The following is a 20,067-nucleotide window of genomic DNA, read 5'->3' on the forward strand; positions in this document are numbered from 1 at the left end:
ACTAACCATGCTGTGCGATTTCTTTCGGCACCTCTATGTTTGTGTCGGTTGTTCGGACTGTTCCCGATAGCAGGTCTTGCATGAGGCCCTGCTTGAAGTAGTTATACTGCTCTGCCTCATTTCGGAGTGCTTTCACCTGTTCATCGAAATCCCATAGAATCGAAGCAATCTTATTCTGTTCTTCGATAGAGGGAAGAGCGACTTTCAAATCAAGTAAGTCGCTAGTCGCAATCCCCGATATGCTGGTTTCCGTGACAATTCGTTCAATAGAGTTAGAGCCAACTGGCCCCTCAAAGTATTGTACATAGAACTTCGGGTTCACGTCTTCAGTGAGCCTCACACGAATTAATGAAGACTCAAACACCGTGAGTTCGTCAAGTTTGGGGACATAACAGCAGTCCCCTGCCGCAGACACCTCTTGCGCTCGGCGGGCAAATATTAGGTCGTCCTTCTGCAATCCGTACTTTTCTCCTTCATTCTCTGTCAGTTCAAGCCTATCGGCAGAGGACATATCCAGAACACGGTTTTCGAGGGCATTGCCCATCTTGGCAATCGGATAACCCTCTCCGTAGGCGTCTTCAGACTTGTACAGCCCGTTCCGATTAGATTCCACAATTTCCGAGAACTGAATCACATCCCACGATTTGGGGATTTTACCCGGCCAAGTCTGTTTTGTGATTTCTTCGTCAACACCATAGTGGAAGAGATTTTGAGCGACTCCTTTCTTCAGCCGTTTTGTTTTCTCTATAATTTCCTCGGTCTTCTGAATCGCTTGGTCAACATCGTCAAGTACGGTAGCGATTCGTCGTTGTTCTTCAAGCGGTGGAAGGTCAAACCCAAAGTTGCTGAAGAGGTTCCACGAGGTGCGTGGCATACGGGTACCAGCAGAAGTACGTCGGGCGTAGTCGTAGGCTGATTTTGAACTCAATCGGTACAGCAAGTACTTTGAATTAATGCCCTCTTCCGCAATGATTGGGAATATGTCGGTCGATGCGACCCCCTCAAAGCCTGGTTGGGCGGATTTCTCAAGGTTGGGGCGGAGTTTTGCGAACAGAATATCTCCGGCCTCGAAACGTCGTTTAGTACTTGATAGGCTGTCAACCGGTTCCCATTCCGGGTACGGTGTGTTGGGGTCAATATGTTCGAGTCCGACATGTCTATCCAAGTTAAACTCCTGCGGGTCAACGTTCTCCGACCGCTTTCGGGACACATCTTCAAGCCGTACCTCTCGCCACTTCTGGCCCTGTTCGCCCTCTATATTGTCCTGAAACTCGTCCAGTCCGACTTCCTCACTCATAATTCAGCGCCCCCATGTGGCTATCCACTCGCGCTTCTATCTCGTCGCGCTCAGCCTGTAAATCGCGTAGTTTCCCGAGTTCTTCCTGTACGTCTATGTTCTCTTCTGGCTCGGTAGTATCGACGTAGAGCGCGATATTCAGATTGTAATCGTTCTCCCGAATCTCGTCCAGCGACACCGTTCGACTGACCCGCTCTTCAGTCGTCCAGCTGCGGAAGTTCCCGATGATGTGGTCAAGACCATCATTCGTGAGTTCGTTCTGATTCGAGAGTTCGCGGTAGAAGTCTTCGTCGGCGGCGTGGACGAATTGTACCTCGTTCGCCCGTTCGTCAGGCTTGTCGGTGTTCAGCACGAGAATCGCGCTCGGAATTGCGTTATTCTGAAAGAGGTTCTCGGGAAGTCCGACGATTGCTTCTACAAGGTCGTCTTCGAGCATTGGCTTGCGGAATTTGCTCTCATGTTTTCGGAACAACACACCGTGGGGAATGACTATGGCCGCTTTTCCACCCGAGTCGTCGCCCCGCTCGGGGTCTTTCAGTTGCTCGGCCATGTGCATAATGAAGGCGTAGTCCCCTCGGTCTGCGCGAGGGAGTTTCTCGGCCCAATCGAAGCGAGTATATGGGTCGTCCTGAAGCCCGTCCTTGTCCCAATCAACAGAGAACGGGAAGTTCGCCAGCACCCGGTCGAAGCGCGTGAGTTCGGTGGCGTCCTCGTTAGTAAACGCCGGACTCGACAGCGAGTCCTCACGCTCGATAGTGCCATTCAAGCCGTGAATCGAGAGGTTCATCTTCGCAATCGCCGCTATGTCCGGATTGATTTCCTGCCCGGAGAAGGTCAGTTTTGACGGGTCGCCACCCTGTTCCTCGCGGTAGTAACGGGCGGCCTCAATGAGCATGCCACCGGAGCCGACCGTCGGGTCGTGGAACGTGTGGCCGTCCTCGAACTCGTCCACGAGGCGAACGCAGAGATTGACGATGTGGGGCGGGGTGAAGAACTGGCCGCCGGATTTGCCTTCCTCTTCCGCGAAATGGCGAACCAAGTCCATGTACGCCTCCCCAAGCATGTCCGGCGGGATACTGTCCCGGTCGAGGTCGTACTTCGAGAGGTGTTCAACGAGTTTCCCGAGCCGGTCGTCGTCCAGCGCGTCGGCGTCGATGTAATCAGCCCGGAAGAGGCCCTGAAGTTCCGGGTTCTCTTTAGTTAGCGCGTCGAACGCTTCGTTCAGCTCCTTGTCCACGTTGTCCGAAACCGACCGAAGGTCTTCCCACAGGTAGCCTTCGGGGACAACCGGAATGTCGTACAGGTTTTCCCGGCGGGCGAAGTCCTCACCATACTCTTCGAGGTTCTGCTGGTACTGCTTCTCGAACTCGTCGGAAATCGACTTGTAGTAGACGAGGGGCAGGATGTATTCCTTGTAGTCGGTCGGGTCTACAGCGTCACGAATTATGTCGGCACATTTGAAGAGATGTGAGTCCAGTTCTTCCAAGGAGAGGGTCATACCCGAACTGTTCTATGCAACCATGATAGGTTCTACGGTGCGAATTCGGTGTGTCCACGACAACATTCATATATACACCCCTCGGCTTCAACGGTCTATCGGATGAGCCAGATGAGAAAATAATTTACCAAGATGTAGCAGATGAACACAACGGGTTCATGAGTCTCCAGTCGAAGGTGTTGGAGAAGCTTCCCGGATAACATCCACGAGAGCCCCTTCTCGACCGTGGTATTGGTCAAAATCAGGGTCATCCATATTAGGATATAAATCCGCACCCTGGCCCATTAGAGATTTTTTTGCGGATTGTTTCTTAGGATGGAATAGGGAATTAGATGGTACCATTTTTACCTTAACTTGTGTCGGTCAACGTATGATTGATATCATCGTCGAGGTGTTGGTCGTCAGCATCTCAGTCCTTCTCATGGGCTGGCTGACGGTCAAAATCACCCTATGGGGCGGACTTGCCAGCATCATCGTCTACCTGATGTACGCCATCATCCCGGAGTTTTCCGCGCAGGATGTGTCGGAAGCGATGTGGCCTGCGTTTATCGACCTCTGGCTTCTTGTCCCTGATTTGTTTATGTCGATGGTCTCCGGTGCCGCTGCCGATGGGCTTTTAGGTCAGGCGATTAGTGGCGGTCTGGTTATTGCCATCTCGATTCCGTATCTCGTCGGGTTGTGTATCGCCTTTGTTACGTATCCCGAGCTAATTTTCGTTCGAATGTTGTTCTGAATTTCATAAACCATTTATACCAATAAATAAATGTGTTTGATATGAAGTGTGGGGTTTGTAATACCGATTTGTATTTGAAGATAACCCAGGTGAGAGACGTTGAGAACGGGGTTGACGAGAGTTACAAGTGTACGAGTTGTTGTGGTTTTGGACGGTATATTTCTGATGGGCTGAACCACGATTGTCGGGGAGTTCTAATCTCGTAACCCCCCCATCGGGAAACACCCTTGCCTTTAGTTTGAGATATTTGGAATATGGCGACAATTTCGGCCTATAGTTGTGGAGATTGTGATGCATTGCTACTCAGACATATCGGCGGGTCCTATACCTGTCCAGAATGCGGTGCTCGATACGTAGATGACCTTGGGCTGGTTACGGCAGGTGATTCGCGATGATTCCTCGTCTCGAAATTTTGTTCAACAAGCAGAAGGAATTAGAAGGTTGTTATCGTAGGTTTGGGCAACAGATGGGAGGTGATGAAATCTTTGACCAAATAATCGACATTGGGTGGACGTTCATCGTGATACTCGTTATGTTGATGTCTATTGGGGCAATCGTCTCATCTCCCGCTGCCTTGGAACCGAATAATCCACTCTATGATGCGTGGAATACTGTAACAACGCTTGGAGTGGCGGCTTTGGTACTTGCAATTCCCACGGGAATAGGTGTTCTCCGGTGGTCCATGTCCGGAATTAGCGGCGGTCGGGGAAGATGACCATCGTACAAGACGAGAAGATGGCGGGTGAACCCCGTATAGAAGGCAGAAGAATCACTGTTTTTCACGTCGTGACCGCGGTCGAAGATTTTGGAGGCGTAGGGGAAGCTGCAGAACAGCTTAGAATCACCGAGGAGGAGATTGAGGAGGCACTCCAGTACGCCAACGAACATTCCGACGAGGGCTGACTTGTAGTCAGGTCGAGGGGGAATCCCATGTCGCATTCTGCAACATTACTCTTAGTCTGAAATAGGTTTTCCCGCCGCAATGAACGCTCAAGGGTAAGTCAGCGTACTCTGAAAATCCCCCTAATGGATGCTGTATTGGAAGTCTTAAGGAGGTAGTTTCGTCAAGTAAACATGCAGAAATGTGGAAACGAATTCTGGAACTCCTCCTCCCATGGGAAGTCTATAGGGAAATCCGGGCTGATATGGTGAATATCTACATTGCGGCATATCGGCAAACCCGCACTGCCCAGAAGAAGTTTTCCCCACTTTCGAATTCAGAACTGAAAGAAATCGCTGCGAAATATGCAGTTCAAGCGCCAAATTACGACCCACATGTAGAGCTCAATCAGGCCAGAGAATATATTGGTGGTCTCTGGCGGTTGGTGAGATTTTTCCTTTTTCTCGGAATTGGGTTTGGAGTTCTAACTAGGGGAACGTTCCTCTTGGCAGAGTCTCGCGGTTTATTAAGTTTGCTCAGTTCTCCATCAAGTCGTGTTATTGAGGTTATTCTAACTGGACCAACGATAATTGCTGGACTATTGGCACTCGTATTTGTGTACGCTGAATCAATGGCTGGGAGCACATCCGTTATTCAAACTCTGAATGAACACCTGAGGTTCGGCCCCATAAACTACGAGACGAGGAACAAAGACCAATTAGTCGGAATCACTCTCTGGAATTCTTCGCTTAATGGAGGTGCTGCAATCAAACTACTTGCCGTGTTTTCTGTACTCTGGCTACTTTCTCGAACCCCGTATTGGGACCCGTACTCTGCAATTCAGAAGTATTCGGAGGAACAAATTGGGGCAATGGAGGACTCTGAGGGCTACCTCGACGCAATCAAACATGTGTATCGACAACTCAGACTACGATAGTCCGTAACTCCCCTCTCTCAGGCATTTAGTTTGATTTCTGTTTCAGGTATCCCGATACCTGAAACACATGTTAGTAAAGCTAATAGTAGTGCAATTAGTAGTACTAATTACACTATGGCGAAATCTACGGTAACTGAGACCTCGTATGAAGTTGAAAACGAAGAAGGCTCTTCCCGAGAAGTGACCCAGTACCGAACGACCGTCCCGAAGGCCCTCGTAGAAGCAATGAATCTCTCCGGGGCAAAAATAAATTGGGAGGTGAGAAGTGCAGATAGTCTGAAAGTGAGCGTAGTCGCTCGTGAAGACGGTGAGTAAGGAGGCACGTGGATACGTCAGGCTTTCCCAGAAATCCGAGTCCTCAATCCGGAACCAGATAGATGACATTGAAAACTACTGTGAACAGCACGTAGACCTAGAACTGGACTACATATACAACGAGGGACAGAACGCATCCGGATGGGACGCATCACGTAAATGGTACCAGCAGATGCTGGACGACGCTAAAGCAGGTAAATTCGATGTGCTCGTCGTCGCTCATGGTTCTCGCCTTGGCCGGGACAAACTGGAGCGACTGGACAGATTCACGGACCTCGCGAACAAGTGGGGAGTGGAGTTTCACACGGTCAAGAGGGGCTATGTAGACCCAAATCTTCCCCAAGACATCCTGATGGAGGTTTTCCACTCATTGAGTGATGATGAGGGGAAAGGTGCTGAGGTGGAACGTCTCACCAAAGCTATCGAGAAAAAAGTCGAGAATGGAGATTACCACGGTGCACCAAAATTTGGAACGAAATATTCTGAAGACAAAACTTCGCTCGTTCGTGAGAGTGAGTTTGAAACGGCTATTGAGGTTCTTCACCTTCGCGAAACCGGGAAAACATATCGCGAAATCGAGTCAGAGACGGGCTGTAACCTCGCTCTAATTAAGCGCATTCTTGACAACGAAAATGTATACAGAACCATCGAAGCAAGAGATTCGTGGCGTCCAAAGGATAGTACTGCTACATGACGGTCGGTGCCGACCTAATGTGGCGGTCATCGGGCAAACTGTCATTCTATCCAGGGGAATGTAATCACATTGCAATGATTTCTAAAGACGCCACACAATTTGTAGTAAAACTAATAGGCCTTCTTTTATATTATAAATTATGGACCAATCGGAAACAATGCTGTCCGATAGAGAGCAAGAAGTCCTCGATAATCTACAACGGACGCTGAATACCCGGTCAATCGCAACTGAGATGAATATCCGGATTAGCACGGTACATACGTACCTTCAGCGAATTGATGAAAAGCAGCGAAAGGCCGCAAGTACACTGACCGCCCTAGATAACATCGATTACGACGAGCGCCGCGCTCGTATGACCCGTGACAACCGCGAAGGTATTGAGAGATGAGCAATAACCGACGAAATGTCTACCTTCCTGACGAACTCGCAGAGTATGTAGATGAATATGAAATCCCTCTCTCAAAACTACTTCAAGAAAAAGTTGAAGATTATCAACTCCGCCATACCGGCAACAGAGAGCGTCTACAACGTCAGATTAGGGAAAACGAGTTAGCCATTACAGAGAAAAAAGCAGAAATCGATGAGTTACGCTCCGAGAACGAAGAACTTCGGGAACGGCTAAATCAAATTGAGGAAGCGAGTGAGAATCGGTACGAGTCTGTTCGTAACCTCTTGGATAAACTCGTCTCGGTCTCTCCGGAAAGGCGAGAAAAGTTTGTAATGAAGTCAGACATTCAGATTCCCACGGTCAAAGTGATGGATATTGTTGATGCCGTCAATCTCCACTACTGCAGTAGTAATGGAGAGAGACGGGAGGAAGACTATGAGAGGATGATTGATGCGGTGGATGAAGCAGGACTCGAATACAAAATATCACCATTTTACGATGAGTCCTGCAAGGAGTGGTTGAGTAGTCAAATGCTCCCTGATGAAAAATCGAAATTCGAAGAAGAATGGGGTAAGCGTTTTGTTGACAACCAGTAACATTGTATATCGGTATACCACATATCTTGTAGCACTCCTATCTAATCTCTAGAACGTTTACTATACACATACACACCAAACATACACACTACACACGTCAAATCACACACCCACTCTGATTAAATCGGCAAATATTGTAGCAAATATATTCCTTCCATGTGTATACACACTCCCATATACACATACACATCGCACTACTTACTCACTTGCTCAGTTTTCAATCGCCGTATCTTGTAGCAAAAAATTGCGACCAATCACCATTTTGATTATTTGTTGCGCCACTTGATACAGAATATTATCTCTACGGAACATCGACCATCTCCTTATCGACGACGGTGACCTTATCCGAAAAATACTGATACATCCGAGCCTGACGAATGTGCTTACATTCTCTGTCCACCGGAGCCATCGCCTGGTTGCCGTAATCAGTACACTCGCACGAGGCCTCGGTCCACTCCCCGTTTTCGTACGAACTCACCTCGACGGTAAACGGACCAACCTTGAAAATAGTCATTGGTTGATTTGACGGCTGATACTCTATTAAATCAATAATTATCTTACCCACTCCCCCTCTGTGAACAAAACCTTTGCACTCCCATCTCACTTTCTACATTATGTCAAATATACAATTTTATTGGGAGCCGTCTAATTACAACCAACACCCAAATAAGGACGACCCAGCGGCCCATATCTGCCAGTTTTGCGGCGCAGAAGTCTATTACAGCAATAAAAATAAAATTGAGGCCCTTCGGCACCGAGAACAATGTGAACTGCGTTAGTCCTCGTGACGGAACATCGGGTCGTCTTTCATGTGATTGATTTCTTCATCGGCGAGATTGTCTGATATCACATCATCACGCTGGAACTCATTTGGGATATCAATGCCTTCCTCACCGCATATGTTTGCGACACGCTCTGAAATCCGAATTCTGGTTTCTTCTTCAATTTTGAAAAAATCGTCATATAATTCGTGCGGATTACGGAGGAATTGGCGGTAAATTGGGTCATCTTGGTCGTCGTCTACCAGCTCCATATATGTCTCGAACCATTCTGGTTCCCGATGTAGTTTTAATTGGGCTTGACACCGAGGGCATTGTGTCCAGTTGAGCCAATCATCGATACTGTAGTTACATCGTGGACACTCATCGAGCATCGGCGTCCGAATATCCGCATCCTCTACATTGAGGCCCATTTTTTCCGCCATCTCTGCATGGCGGTCTTCGTCTTCTGTGTGGTCGTAGAGGTCTAACTGGTTGCTGTTGGGACCCCAGTTCATGTGGTCACTAATCTGGCGGTCTGTATATCCCTCAAGGCGCATTTGGGTAACTCGTGAGTGCCTGAATGAGTGGGGGTTGACCTTCTCTTCAGGGATATCTGAATCTTTCACGAGGCGTCGCATACGTCGGCGGAAGAACGAAGGAATGAGACTGTTATCTTTGTCTTCCTCGTAGTGGTCTTTGGTCACCGCGAAGAATGGGGCGTCGGGGTTTTCGGGGTCAGGGTGCTCTCTCGATATGTAATTCTCCAAATACACTTCGGATGGTTTGACGATTACAGAGTGCCCACCTGCGCCCTTGAGACCCTTGGCTTCCTCGGGAAACTGAACAAGGGTGGAGTTCCCAGGTCCTTCTCCGAACTGCACGTCGCTAATTCGCAATGAGAGGATAGCGGACAGTCGAGCGCCTGTCTCGTACATGAGGTATATCATCGCTCGGTCGCGGTCCATCCGTGCGCATTCGGTCAGCAATTTCTTGATATCCTCAGCAGAGAGTGTGTCCTCCTTTTTGATTTCATTTTGCTCAGCCTCTGTAAATTCGATTTCTTCGGCCTCATCTTGGAACCCGTGATGGGCGAGGAACACGCGGGCAGATTTTTCATAATTACGTTGGGTTCCGTCACTCCACCCACGCTTTTTTGACACATTAATAATCAGTTCGTCCAATTCTACCCCGTTGTGTTCGAGTAAGGGCTTCTCTGCATTCTGGGATAGTATACGGAGACAGGATACGTGATTGATGATGGTACTGGTTTCTTTGTTCTTGTCTCGATTTATGTAATCCTCGATGGCGTCGATGTCACTCTCACTATCGAGTTTTTTAACTTCCTTTCGCTGACTTCGAAGTTGAGCACGGAAGTTCTGAGGGTCATCTAAGGGCATCTGCTTATCAAACTCTAACCATCTATTTAATGTATTGGGATTCGATACCACCGATATCGAATCCGCCCGGGACTATTTTGCGGCGAACCGTTCCGTGAGCGTCGCATCGTCTCGCGGTTCGAGTAAAGCGAACGAGTGAAAAGTAGTGGATACCCGCTACGATCGTCGACGAACCGGCTACCCGCCGAGGTACAACTTCCCTACTTCGGGATTCTCCAGTAGTTCGTCCGCGTCGTCTTCGAATTCGACGGTTCCCTGATCGAGGACGTAGCCCCGATCCGAAATCGATAGGCCCTGTCGGGCGTTTTGCTCGACCATCAGAATCGAGGTCCCCAGTTCGTTGACGGCCTCTACGTGATCGAAAACTTCCTGGGCGGTGTTCGGCGCCAGTCCCGCGCTGGGCTCGTCGATCAACAGCACATCCGGTTCCATGACGAGCGCCCGGGCGAACGCGAGGACTTGCTGTTGACCGCCGGAGAGTGAGCCCGCGGTACTTCCCTTCTTGTTTCGAAGGATTTCGAATCGATCGTAGAGACTCTCGATGATTGGGTCGATGTCGTCCGTACGCGCGACGCCACCCATTCGAAGGTTTTCGTCGACCGACAGCGATCCGAAGACGTTCTGGATCTGGGGAACGTATCCGATCCCTTCTCTGACGACGTCTTCGGGTTCCATTCCGGTTATTTCGCCGCCCTGGAAGCGGACGGTTCCGCTCCAGGGTTTGATGAGGCCGAAGATTGCTCGCAGTACAGTGCTTTTGCCAGCCCCGTTCGGACCGATCAGACAGACGACTTCTCCATCGTCGAGGTGCATCGATACGTCTTCGAGTACTTTCACTTCTCCGTACCCGCCTTCGACGTCGACCAGTTCGAGGACGCTCATTGGTCTGCCCCTCCGAGATAGGCGTCGAGGACGCGTTCGTCGTTGCGCACGGCGTCGGGCGGTCCCTCGGTGAGGACCGCCCCCTGGTCGAGGACGATAATCGGATCGGCGATGTCCATGAGGAATGTGAGGTCGTGTTCGATGATCAGGAACGTTATCCCTTCGTCGTTGAGGTCGGTGATGAACGACGAGAGTTTGTTCGCGAGCGTGGGGTTGACCCCGGCCACCGGTTCGTCGAGCAACAGGATGTCGGGCTCGGCCAACATCGCTCTGGCCAGCTCGACGAGCTTGAGTTGGCCGCCCGAAATTTCGGTCGCGGGCGATGTGGCGAGGTCACCGATTTCGAAGCGTTCGAGCATCGCCTCGGCCGCTTCGAGATTTCGTCGTTCCTGCCCGCTGACGGTTTCCGGCGAGGTGAACAGCGCTGTGATCGACTCGCCGAGTTGGTTCTGTGGACCCAACATCATGGCTTCACGGACCGTCATTCCCTCCAGTTTCCGTGGCGTCTGGAAGGTACGAATGAGCCCCTCGCCGGCGATTTCGTGGGGGTCCATATCCGTGACGTCCGTATCGTTGACGTAGACAGACCCCGCGTCTTCCTCGTAGAAGCCGCTGATGATGTTGAACAACGTCGACTTGCCGGCCCCGTTGGGACCGATGAGCCCGGTGATCGAATCGCGTTCGACCTCGAGGCTGACGTCGTCATTTGCGAGCAGCCCACCGAAGGATTTCGAAATTCCTTCGGTCCTGAGAACGACGTCCCCCTTTCCGGTGGTAGCTCCCGATCCGAGTTGGCCGATTGGTTCATTCATCACCATCACCCTTCATTGCAGACGGAACGATCAGTTCGTTCTGTGGCGGCAGGATTCCCTGCGGCCGGAATTTCATAATCAGCACGATCAGGAGGCCGATGAGGAAGAGTCTGAACGGCGCGATATCGAATGGGATCAATCCGATTCCGTTGACGAACCTGGTGCCCTCGATGATGAACACGATGACGAACCCGCCGAGCAGAGCGCCACGATTCGATCCGCTGCCGCCGAGGATGACCGCCACCCACACGTAGAACGTTCGGATGGGGTTCAGGTCGCCTGGGGCGATGAAGAGATTGAGGTGGGCGTAGTAGGCCCCGGCGATAGCCATAATGACACTCCCGAGAATGAACGACTGCATTTTGAAGCTGTACGTATCCTTACCGAGTGCCTCTGCAAGGTCCTCTTCGGCCCGAATCGTTCGCTGAACGCGTCCCCATGGGGAGCGGTGGAGCCGTTTCAGGACCCAGTACACGAGGACGATCAGTACGATGATCAGGAGGAAGTTGGCGAACGCCGTTTGCAGCGGATTCAACGACGTCACGAAGAGTCCATCCAGGGATGCAGGGGCCCACCCTGGCGCTGATCCCGAGAAGAATGGATACCAGAACCGCGGCATCTCGGAGATACCCTGGCTGCCGGCGGTCCACTGGCGCTCGTTGAGGATGAGCAATCGCACCACCTCTGCGAGACCGAGCGATGCAATAGCCAGATAGTCGGCCCGTAATCGCAAGGTCGGGATCGCGATGAGTATGGCAAGTACCACGGCCCCGAGCATTCCGATTACGAGGCCGAATATGGGAGGATAGAGCCCCGGGACCAGAGGGGACGCATTCGATGTCAGCAACGCCGTGCCGTAGGCACCGATGCCGAAGAAGGCAGCGACGCTGAAGTTGATCAACCCGGTGTACCCCCAGTGGACGTTCAGGCCCATCGACAGGAGGAGGTACATCCCGGCCAGTGAGAGCAAGAACAGCAGATAGGTTGGCTCGATAACCCCTGCGAGCACGGCGCCGCCGAGGAGTCCGATGACGGCGAGGACGCCGTACGCGACCAACCGCTCCACCCGGTTCAACGACCCGAACCCGGGGAGCATACTGTCCGCTGTCATGAGCCGATACCTCCCAGTATCCCACTGGGTCGCCACAGGAGAATGGCGACCATCAGAAGGAATGCCAGCGCCGGGGCGTATTCAGTCCCGATCGGAATCCCCATTCGTGCCTGTAAGAGCGGGGTGAGTTCGTGGATCATCCCGATCACGAACCCGCCGAGCATCGCGCCATAGACCGACCCGATGCCGCCCAGGATAACCGCTGCGAACACGAGGAGGAGGATGTCGAAGCCCATTCGCGGATACACGTTGGCGTTGAGTCCGATGAAGACGCCACCTGCGGCGGCAAGTGCGGCGCCGATGACCCACATCGAGATCAACACCCGGTCCGTTCGAATGCCGCTGACGCGGGCCAGGGATCGATTGTCGGCTGTCGCCCGCATCTTCCGGCCCAGGGTCGTGTACTGCAATAGGAAGTGAAGTCCGATCACGAGGACCAGCGATACGGTGACGATCAGGAGGTCCCGACGCGTCACGGCGACGCCAAGCGCGTCCTGAAGCACGGGAATCGGTCCGAACCGTGGTACGCCAAAGGACTGTGAAATCGGACCGAAGCCGATCTGGATTACCGATCGGTAGATGAACGCGATCCCGATGCTAGTGATCAGCATACCGATGGAGCCGACGTCCATCCGTTCGTAGACGACCTTGTGGGTCAGAACTGCCACGAGCGCGGCGATGGCCATGCCGACGACCAGTGCGATAAAGAAGCCGATAGGAAACCCCCAGATGGTCGCGGTCAGGCCCACGGAACCGAACACCCCTACCATCGCGAGGGCACCATAGGCCCCAACGGCCATCGTATCGCCGTGGGCGAAGTTCGCGAAATCGCCGATGCTGTAGACCAACGAGAGGCCGACGCTCGCGAGAACGATGATTCCACTGTACACGATACCGTTCGCAACGAGCTGAAGGAGTAGGGACATGAGTGGCGTTCGAGTTCGGGTTAGGCCGTCTCGAACGAACTCCTGACGTATTCGTGATTCTCCACGGTGATGATCTGGAGGAGGGCCTTCGGGTCACCGTTCTCGTCGAGATCGATGGGGCCACTCACGCCCTGGTAATCGACGTCAGATGGGGATCCGCCGTCTTCGAGAATTGCCTTGGCGTCCGCGTAGGTGGTCACCTGTTCGCCTTCGGGCCGGGTCACGTCCCGGACGACCTCGCCGAGAGCGGCCCCAGTGAACTCGTCGGCCGCCTCGATAGCGAGTGCCGCCGTCACGATGGCGTCGTACGTATACGTCGACCAGGACGTTGGCTGGTCGCCGTATTCCTCTTCGAATCGGGTCGCGAACTCCTGATAGTTGTCCTGTTCGACCGGCGCGCTCGGCTCCACGGCTTTCATCCCGTCGATGGCACCCTCTGGAACCTGCTCCAGGACGGTGTTTCCCCTGACGCTGTCGGCGCCATACCAAGTTTCCGCGTTGAGGACACCCAGGTCGAAGGCTTCCTGGGCCATTTGCGCGAACTCCGGCTGGTAGGTCACGAACAACCACGCATCGGCACCCGCATCGTTCATCGACGTGATCACGTTACTGTACGAGGACTGTCCCTGATCGTGTGGGTCATTGTACACGACCTCGCCTTCGTAGAGGTCTGCCACTGCGTCTGCGATGCCCTGCCCGTAGTCGTTGTTGACCCAGGCGATGGCGAGCGACTCGTGCCCGTCCCCGGAAATCGTATCGGCGATGACCTGCGCCTGCCCGCCACCTGGCGGGCAGATCCTGAGCAGATCCGGGTACTCCGTTAGCTTGGGGCTCGTGCTGTTTTGACTGATCTGCACCACGTCGGTGCCCTGGATGACACTGGTGTGAATCGCCGTACTCACGCCACTGCCGACGGCACCGACCATGAGTGGCACTTCGTTCTGGTTGACGAGTTTCTGCGCCGCGGAGACCCCTTGCTGGGATTCGCTCTGGGTGTCCTCGACGATGATGTCCAATTCACCGCCTTTCACCCCGGCATCGTTGACGTCGGCGAGAGCGAGTTCCATGCCCCGCTGGTTCCGTTCGCCGAACGCCGAGAGCGACCCGGTCAACGCATCGGCCATGCCGATGGTGTAGTCCGATTCGTCCTCCGACGTCTCGGGTGCTGGATCGGTACCGTCTTCACCGTCACCGCCGTCGCCCCCGTCTCCACCATCGCCGCCGTCGCCGCCATCGCCGCCATCATCGCCGGCGCACCCGGCCAAGCCGGCGAGGACCGAGAGACTAGTTGCCTGTAAAAATCGGCGTCTGTCGAGGAATTGGCTTTCTTTTGCCATAGGTCCATCATAGTTTTTGGTCTTATATATATTTTGGATAGTCACTCGTGGCAACCACTCTCGACAGTATAGCACGACATCACTGCGGTCGTCGGGCGGGGACGCACTGGGCCATCGTTCTCGGACAGTGAAATCGTCAGAGTAATCGGGCCGATCGAAGAGTGGGAACAGGCAAAGTGGCACCTGCGGGCTGCACCCGACAGCGCAAGACGTGAGTCGATGCGTACGTTGGCGACTGATTGACGACCGATAGCGCATACCTCCGTCTTCAGGCGGAGGTCAAGCGGTAGGCATAGTGCGTCAATCCACGAATCCCGCTATTACTGGGTTTCCCACGCTTCACCGAAGGTATTAACACACCGACGAACCATAGTGTGCAACACGGATGAAGACCACACGGCATGCGACCTACAACCTCAACTACCACATAGTGTGGTTGCCGAAGTCTCGCAGAACCGATGGTTCTGCGGACATCGCGGAACAGGGTTCCGCTCAGTACCGTCAGTCGGTACTCGTCAACGAGGTCGCCGACCGTGTGCGAACCATCCTCCACGAAATCGCCGACGAAAAGGGCTTGGAAATTATCGACCTTACCGTTCAGCCCGACCATATCCACCTGTTCGTCAGTAGTCCACCAAAGCACGCACCGTCACTTCTCGCCAACTGGTTCAAGGGTATTTCCTCGCGGAAATACAACCATCGCTATGCCGACAACGAGGGCGAGAAGATTCGATGGGCGCGGGGCTACTACGCAGGAACGGCGGGTCACGTTTCCAGCGAGACGGTACAAGACTACATCCAACGTCACGAGGAGGCCGACACATGACGGAACTCACCAAGACGCTGGAACTGAAACTGGTAGACCCGAACGCACACAAAAGGCGAAAACCCGGTGAGACGCGGGACGCCTACCAGCAGGCCCTTCGAGATGCGTTCGACGCTGGTTGCACCACGCAGACCGAAGCGAATGAGGTGGTGGTCAACTATGACCTGAGCGGATACGCGAAAAACGCCCTCAAAAAGTACGTCCCGCAGTTGACGACGACGTACAACGCGGGCGACCTTCAGGACGACCACCCTGTTCGGTTCACGAATGAGGGGCTACGCCTCGACCACAAGCCCGAGAACGCAATCGAGTGGTACGTCAAAATCCCGCACCACGATGACTACCATCTCTGGATGCCAGCACAGCCGAACCCCGACCAGCGGGACTGGTTGGAAGCGTTGAAGGCTGGTGACGCGGAGATGGGTGAGAGTCGGCTGTTCCAGCGGGACGGGACGTGGTATCTTCACGTCACCGCCACCCGCGACGTGGAGGATTGTTCCGAGGCGTCCGAAGATGAACGGACGGCTATCGGAGTGGACATCGGAGAAGCGTCACTCGTCACGGTGTCTCGGAAATCGGAGATTTCCGATGAGTCGTCGAAAACGTGAAGTGTTTTCGAGATGTCACCGCGACGACCACGGTTCTCCGACTCGGCCCGAACTATGGGCTGACGAAGGCAAAATCGTTCGTCGGCTCCGCAAGACCTACTTCACCGCTACGCGCCGGCTTCAAGAACGCGGAAGTGACCGTATCGCCGAGTCGTTCGGTGACGACCTGTGGAACCAGATAGACGATGTGTTTCACCGTGTCACCCGCGAAGTCGTGGAGTACGCCGAATCCGTCGAGAACCCCGTGCTGGTTCTGGAAGACTTGACGTACATTCGGGAGTCGATGGACTACGGCGAGTATATGAATCGCCGTCTCCACGGGTGGGGATTCGCTAAACTCCACGCGCAGATACGGTACAAGGCCGTCGAGAAGGGGATTCCCGTCGAGACGGTGAATCCGCGAAACACCTCGAAGGAGTGCCATGCGTGCGGTGAAGTTGGGTATCGCCCGAAGCAGGCGACGTTCAAATGCACGAACGACGACTGTTGGATGGGCGAGTACCAAGCGGACGTGAACGGGGCGATAAACATCGCAGACCGCTACCTCAGCGGAGAGAGTCGTTCCAGAGAACACGAGGACGACGATGACTCGGCTGAGGATGGGGCGCATTTGACCGCGCCACAAGACAGCCAAGCCGTTCGAAAATCGTCAGGCGATTTTCGAGCCAATCAGAACTCTCCGAGTTCTGATGACGATGCTGAAATCCAGCAGTTGACGCTTGGAACGTATGCGTCTTGAAACCGTTGGGTCGGGCAAACGCTCGGCCTGAAATCCCGTGGCGGGATTCCCGCGTCTTCAAGCGCGGGAGGAGGTCAATCGGATGACGTCCCAGCAACTTGTCCGGTCAGGAGTCAGTAACCCGGTAGCATATTAGGCATCCAATCGTTTTCGCGAACACTGTGGCGGCGACGCTCCTCCCGGCCGTGGCGATCATCCTCGTCTCCGGGCTCGTGGTGCAACTGCTGGCCCAGCGGATTCGAGTGCCGAGTGTGGTATTCTTCCTGGCGATCGGGCTCGTGCTGGGACCGGAGGGTCTCGGTCTCGTGACCATCGACACGTTCGGCGACGGGCTGGAGACTATCGTCGGACTTAGCGTCGCGATCATCGTCTTCGACGGGGCCTTCCAGTTACGTCTCGATCGGATTCGCGAGGCGTCGACGACCTCGCTGCGCCTCGTGACCGTCGGGGCCGTCGTGATGTTCGTCGGGACCGCGGTCGCTGTCCGGTTTCTGGAGGGCGTGACCTGGGAACTCTCCCTCCTGGTGGGGGCCCTGTTGGTGGCGACCGGGCCGACGGTCATCACGCCGATCCTCGAGGTGGTCCGCGTGAGAGAGCACGTCTCCTCGGCTCTGGAGACGGAAGGTATCGTCAACGACGTGACCGCCGCCATCGCCGCCGTCGTCATCTTCGAAGTCCTGTTGCTCGACGACCTGGGCGTCCCGGCGACGGTCGCGTCGTTCATGCAGCGCCTGGGTATCGGTGTCGCCGCCGGTCTTCTGGCGACGGCTCTCATCTATCTGCTGCTACGGTACGAGATCGCACCGGAGGAGGGGCCGCAGGCTGCCCGGTTCCTATTATTGAGTGCTGCAATCGGCTCGTTCGCGGTCGCCGAGGTGTTCGCTGCCGAAGCCGGTATCGCCGCCGCGGCGACCGCGGGCATTGCCGTGGGCAATCTGGATCTCTCCTACCGCGAGACGATGGAGCAGTTCGGTCGGGATGCGACGCTGATAGCCCTCGGGTTCGTGTTCATCTCGCTCGCGGCGCTCATCGATCTCCGCGCGGTCGTGGGCCTCGGCGTCGGCGGTCTGTTGCTGGTCGTCGCTATCATGGTGGTCATTCGGCCTGCCGTGGCGCTGGTCTCGACCATCGGTGTGGAGAAGTTTACGCTGCGCGAACGGCTGTTCTTGGCCGCCATGGGTCCACGCGGGATCATCCCCGCGAGCGTGGCGACGTTGTTCGCCATCGAACTGGAACTGGCCGGAAACGATACGGCAGCACAGACCCTGCTCGGCACGGTGTTCGTCGTCATCCTGGCGACCGACGTGATCGAGGCTGGATTCGCACGACAGATCGGCGACCGACTCGGAGTGACACCTATGCGAACGATAATCGTCGGTGGGGGCCGCGTCGGGCGGGCCCTCGCCAGTAGACTGGAGAACAGTGGAGAGTTCGTCGTCATCGTCGAGGGTGACGAAGAACGGAAGATCAAAGCGGAGGAACTGGGATTCACCGTGGTCCTGGGCGATGGAACCGAAGGCGACGTGCTTCGGGACGCGGGCATCGAGGACGCGAAGGTCGTCGTCGCGGCGACCGGCGAGGACGACGTGAACCTCCTCGTCGCGCAGATCGCGAAGACGAAGTTCGGTATCGACGACCTGTACGCGAAGGTCAACGACCCCGAGAACGACGACGCCTTCGAGTCGCTTTCGGTCACGGCCGTCAACGCACCGGACGCGACCGCGTTCGCCATCGAGAACGAGATCGAACGATCGGAACTCGCCCACTGGATGTACGACCCGGGCGACGGCCACGACGTCCAGGAGGTGACGGTGACCTCCAACGCGGTGGTGGGGACGTCGATACGCGACCTCAACGAGGCGATCCCTGGGGGGTGTCTGATCGCCGAGGTCGGCGAGGGGCCCGACGCTCATGTCCCCGACCCGGGCGAGGTGCTCGAGTACGGCGACAAGGTGACGTTCCTGGGTGACGCCGTCGCCGTCGAGCGAGCTGTTAAGCGGTTTCACCCCCACGAGTGACCGACTGGCTGGTGCGCCGCGGTCCCCTGGAGCTCTCGTCGGTCGTTACTGGTGTCAGTAACCGAGAGCCAGGACCCGGTTGGCGACGAGTGCGACGAACGTGACCGCCAGCAGCGCGGCGAGAAACCCGAACGATGCCGTCCAGCCGAAGCCGTCGGCGAGCGAACCGACTGCGACGGATCCCAGCGATGCGACGACCATGTAGATCGTTCGAACTAGTCCGAAGCCAGCGTTTCGCTCTTCGGCGGTGAACTCCCGGAGGAATCTGGGCATGAGGGCGGCCCCGAAACTCATGCCCACGCCGACTAGAGAGACGCCGACGACGACGGAGAGAGGCCCAGATACTTCGATCAGCGTGGCGAATCCTGCCACGCCGGCGAGCATGCACCCGGCCAGTGCCGGGTCCCGGCCGAAGCGGTCCGAGGCCGCGCCGACGCCGATCTGCGCGACGCCCTGGGCGACGAAGTACAGCGAGAAGAGGCCGCCAGCGACCGTCGTGGAATACTGGTGGTGGGCGATGAGGAACGTCGGGAGAAAGGACGCCGCACCCTGCCACGCGAACTCGCCGACGATGGCCACGGCGAGCGTGAAAACGATCGGGGGTCGGGAGAGCAACTTGCGGAGCACGTCGAGACGGATGCTCTTCCGGAGGGGTCGGTCTGGCCGTCGTGGGGCAGTCGATCGAATCTTCCAGGCGAAGACCACGGTCGCAGGGAGGCCGACCAGAGCGACGACGGCAATGGCGATGCGCCACCCGAAGTGGACCGCGATCCAGGCCACACTGACTGGGGCGAGGAGACCGGCGATGGTGGCACCCGTGTTGTGAACGCCGATGGCCGTTCCCACGTTGTCGTACGTTCGCGAGAGCAGGGTCGTGGCGACGCTGTAGTGGAGGCCGGCGACGGCGCCCAGTACCACCGTCGAAAGGAAAAACACCGCGAAGATGGGGGTGGTGGAGACGATCACCGCGGCGATCGTCGTGCCTCCCACGGCGACGAGGATGATCCACCGCTCTCCGTACCGATCGGCGAGGACCCCGCTGGGATACTGTGCGAGACCATAGGCCAACCACATCCCGGATAGTGCCAGTCCCACGAGCCCGTTCGAGACCTCGAAGGTCCTCACGACGTCGGGAATGACTGGACTGATCGCCAGGCGACCCACCATCGTGACGAAGAAGGCGACCGTGACCAGCGAGAGGACCGTCTCCTGATATCGCCATCGAGTCGTCACCGTTGGTTCTCACCTCCGAAGTGGTCCAGGCACGTACTTATCGGGTCCGGTTGCCTCGGAGAGTACGCCCGTTCTCAAT

General features: G+C 55.2%; 18 protein-coding genes and 1 pseudogene. 10 read left to right on the plus strand and 9 right to left on the minus strand.

Annotated elements, in window-relative coordinates; all coding sequences use genetic code 11:
- Nucleotide 1 precedes the first annotated feature (1 nt).
- Together HSRCO_RS05750 and HSRCO_RS05755 are read right to left on the minus strand one after the other, a co-directional pair.
- Nucleotides 2–1,297: a restriction endonuclease subunit S gene (locus HSRCO_RS05750; protein WP_259519479.1), complete on the minus strand. Its 1,296-nt coding sequence runs from the start codon at nucleotides 1,295–1,297 to the stop codon at nucleotides 2–4.
- Nucleotides 1,290–2,795 (minus strand): class I SAM-dependent DNA methyltransferase, encoded by a 1,506-nt coding sequence (locus HSRCO_RS05755; RefSeq protein WP_259519480.1) that lies wholly within the window; start codon nucleotides 2,793–2,795, stop codon nucleotides 1,290–1,292. Before HSRCO_RS05755 ends, HSRCO_RS05750 begins: the two co-directional genes overlap by 8 nt.
- A 370-nt stretch (nucleotides 2,796–3,165) precedes the next feature.
- On the opposite strand from HSRCO_RS05755, the gene HSRCO_RS05760 reads away from it, so the two are divergent.
- The 7 genes from HSRCO_RS05760 to HSRCO_RS05785 all read left to right on the plus strand — a co-directional run bounded on the left by HSRCO_RS05760 (nucleotide 3,166) and on the right by HSRCO_RS05785 (nucleotide 7,338).
- Nucleotides 3,166–3,528, plus strand: a complete 363-nt coding sequence (locus HSRCO_RS05760; RefSeq protein WP_259519481.1) for a hypothetical protein — start codon at nucleotides 3,166–3,168, stop codon at nucleotides 3,526–3,528.
- 391 nt (nucleotides 3,529–3,919) lie between these two features.
- Entirely contained in the window at nucleotides 3,920–4,243 is a 324-nt protein-coding gene (locus HSRCO_RS05765; RefSeq protein WP_259519482.1) for a hypothetical protein, read from the plus strand.
- Nucleotides 4,240–4,431 (plus strand): DUF433 domain-containing protein, encoded by a 192-nt coding sequence (locus tag HSRCO_RS05770; protein ID WP_259519483.1) that lies wholly within the window; start codon nucleotides 4,240–4,242, stop codon nucleotides 4,429–4,431. Before HSRCO_RS05765 ends, HSRCO_RS05770 begins: the two co-directional genes overlap by 4 nt.
- Nucleotides 4,432–4,673: 242 nt before the next feature.
- A complete protein-coding gene (locus HSRCO_RS05775) occupies nucleotides 4,674–5,345 on the plus strand; it encodes a hypothetical protein (RefSeq protein WP_259519484.1) in 672 nt (223 codons plus the stop codon).
- A gap of 307 nt (nucleotides 5,346–5,652) precedes the next feature.
- A complete protein-coding gene (locus tag HSRCO_RS05780; protein ID WP_259519485.1) occupies nucleotides 5,653–6,354 on the plus strand; it encodes a recombinase family protein in 702 nt (233 codons plus the stop codon).
- A 157-nt stretch (nucleotides 6,355–6,511) separates the two neighbouring features.
- Complete coding sequence (locus tag HSRCO_RS14575) at nucleotides 6,512–6,742, plus strand: LuxR C-terminal-related transcriptional regulator (protein WP_396266424.1); 231 nt, start codon at nucleotides 6,512–6,514, stop codon at nucleotides 6,740–6,742.
- A complete protein-coding gene (locus tag HSRCO_RS05785; protein ID WP_259519486.1) occupies nucleotides 6,739–7,338 on the plus strand; it encodes a hypothetical protein in 600 nt (199 codons plus the stop codon). Before HSRCO_RS14575 ends, HSRCO_RS05785 begins: the two co-directional genes overlap by 4 nt.
- A 775-nt stretch (nucleotides 7,339–8,113) precedes the next feature.
- Here the strand turns inward: HSRCO_RS05785 and HSRCO_RS05790 are convergent.
- From HSRCO_RS05790 to HSRCO_RS05815, 6 genes are all read right to left on the minus strand, one after another.
- The gene (locus tag HSRCO_RS05790) at nucleotides 8,114–9,496 is read right to left on the minus strand and encodes a site-specific integrase (RefSeq protein WP_259519487.1); all 1,383 of its coding nucleotides are present in this window, start codon (nucleotides 9,494–9,496) and stop codon (nucleotides 8,114–8,116) included.
- A 177-nt stretch (nucleotides 9,497–9,673) separates the two neighbouring features.
- Nucleotides 9,674–10,378, minus strand: coding sequence for an ABC transporter ATP-binding protein (locus HSRCO_RS05795; RefSeq protein WP_259519488.1), 705 nt, complete (start codon nucleotides 10,376–10,378; stop codon nucleotides 9,674–9,676).
- Entirely contained in the window at nucleotides 10,375–11,190 is an 816-nt protein-coding gene (locus tag HSRCO_RS05800; RefSeq protein WP_259519489.1) for an ABC transporter ATP-binding protein, read from the minus strand. The genes HSRCO_RS05795 and HSRCO_RS05800 overlap by 4 nt, the downstream gene beginning before the upstream one ends.
- Nucleotides 11,183–12,301, minus strand: coding sequence for a branched-chain amino acid ABC transporter permease (locus tag HSRCO_RS05805; protein WP_259519490.1), 1,119 nt, complete (start codon nucleotides 12,299–12,301; stop codon nucleotides 11,183–11,185). Before HSRCO_RS05805 ends, HSRCO_RS05800 begins: the two co-directional genes overlap by 8 nt.
- The gene (locus HSRCO_RS05810) at nucleotides 12,298–13,227 is read right to left on the minus strand and encodes a branched-chain amino acid ABC transporter permease (RefSeq protein ID WP_259519491.1); all 930 of its coding nucleotides are present in this window, start codon (nucleotides 13,225–13,227) and stop codon (nucleotides 12,298–12,300) included. The genes HSRCO_RS05805 and HSRCO_RS05810 overlap by 4 nt, the downstream gene beginning before the upstream one ends.
- Nucleotides 13,228–13,247: 20 nt before the next feature.
- The gene (locus HSRCO_RS05815; RefSeq protein ID WP_259519492.1) at nucleotides 13,248–14,564 is read right to left on the minus strand and encodes an ABC transporter substrate-binding protein; all 1,317 of its coding nucleotides are present in this window, start codon (nucleotides 14,562–14,564) and stop codon (nucleotides 13,248–13,250) included.
- A 385-nt stretch (nucleotides 14,565–14,949) separates the two neighbouring features.
- On the opposite strand from HSRCO_RS05815, the gene tnpA reads away from it, so the two are divergent.
- From tnpA to HSRCO_RS05830, 3 genes and pseudogenes are all read left to right on the plus strand, one after another.
- Nucleotides 14,950–15,390, plus strand: a complete 441-nt coding sequence (gene tnpA / locus HSRCO_RS05820) for an IS200/IS605 family transposase (RefSeq protein WP_259519493.1) — start codon at nucleotides 14,950–14,952, stop codon at nucleotides 15,388–15,390.
- A pseudogene (locus HSRCO_RS05825) lies at nucleotides 15,387–16,737 on the plus strand (RNA-guided endonuclease InsQ/TnpB family protein). The gene tnpA and the pseudogene HSRCO_RS05825 overlap by 4 nt, the downstream one beginning before the upstream one ends.
- A 161-nt stretch (nucleotides 16,738–16,898) precedes the next feature.
- On the plus strand, nucleotides 16,899–18,755 hold the full coding sequence (locus HSRCO_RS05830; RefSeq protein WP_259519494.1) for a cation:proton antiporter: 1,857 nt from the start codon (nucleotides 16,899–16,901) through the stop codon (nucleotides 18,753–18,755).
- 54 nt (nucleotides 18,756–18,809) lie between these two features.
- On the opposite strand, the gene HSRCO_RS05835 is transcribed toward HSRCO_RS05830, so the two are convergent.
- On the minus strand, nucleotides 18,810–19,988 hold the full coding sequence (locus tag HSRCO_RS05835) for an MFS transporter (RefSeq protein WP_259519495.1): 1,179 nt from the start codon (nucleotides 19,986–19,988) through the stop codon (nucleotides 18,810–18,812).
- Nucleotides 19,989–20,067: the final 79 nt, after the last annotated feature.

The sequence above is a fragment of the Halanaeroarchaeum sp. HSR-CO genome (genome assembly GCF_024972755.1).
Taxonomy (GTDB): domain Archaea; phylum Halobacteriota; class Halobacteria; order Halobacteriales; family Halobacteriaceae; genus Halanaeroarchaeum.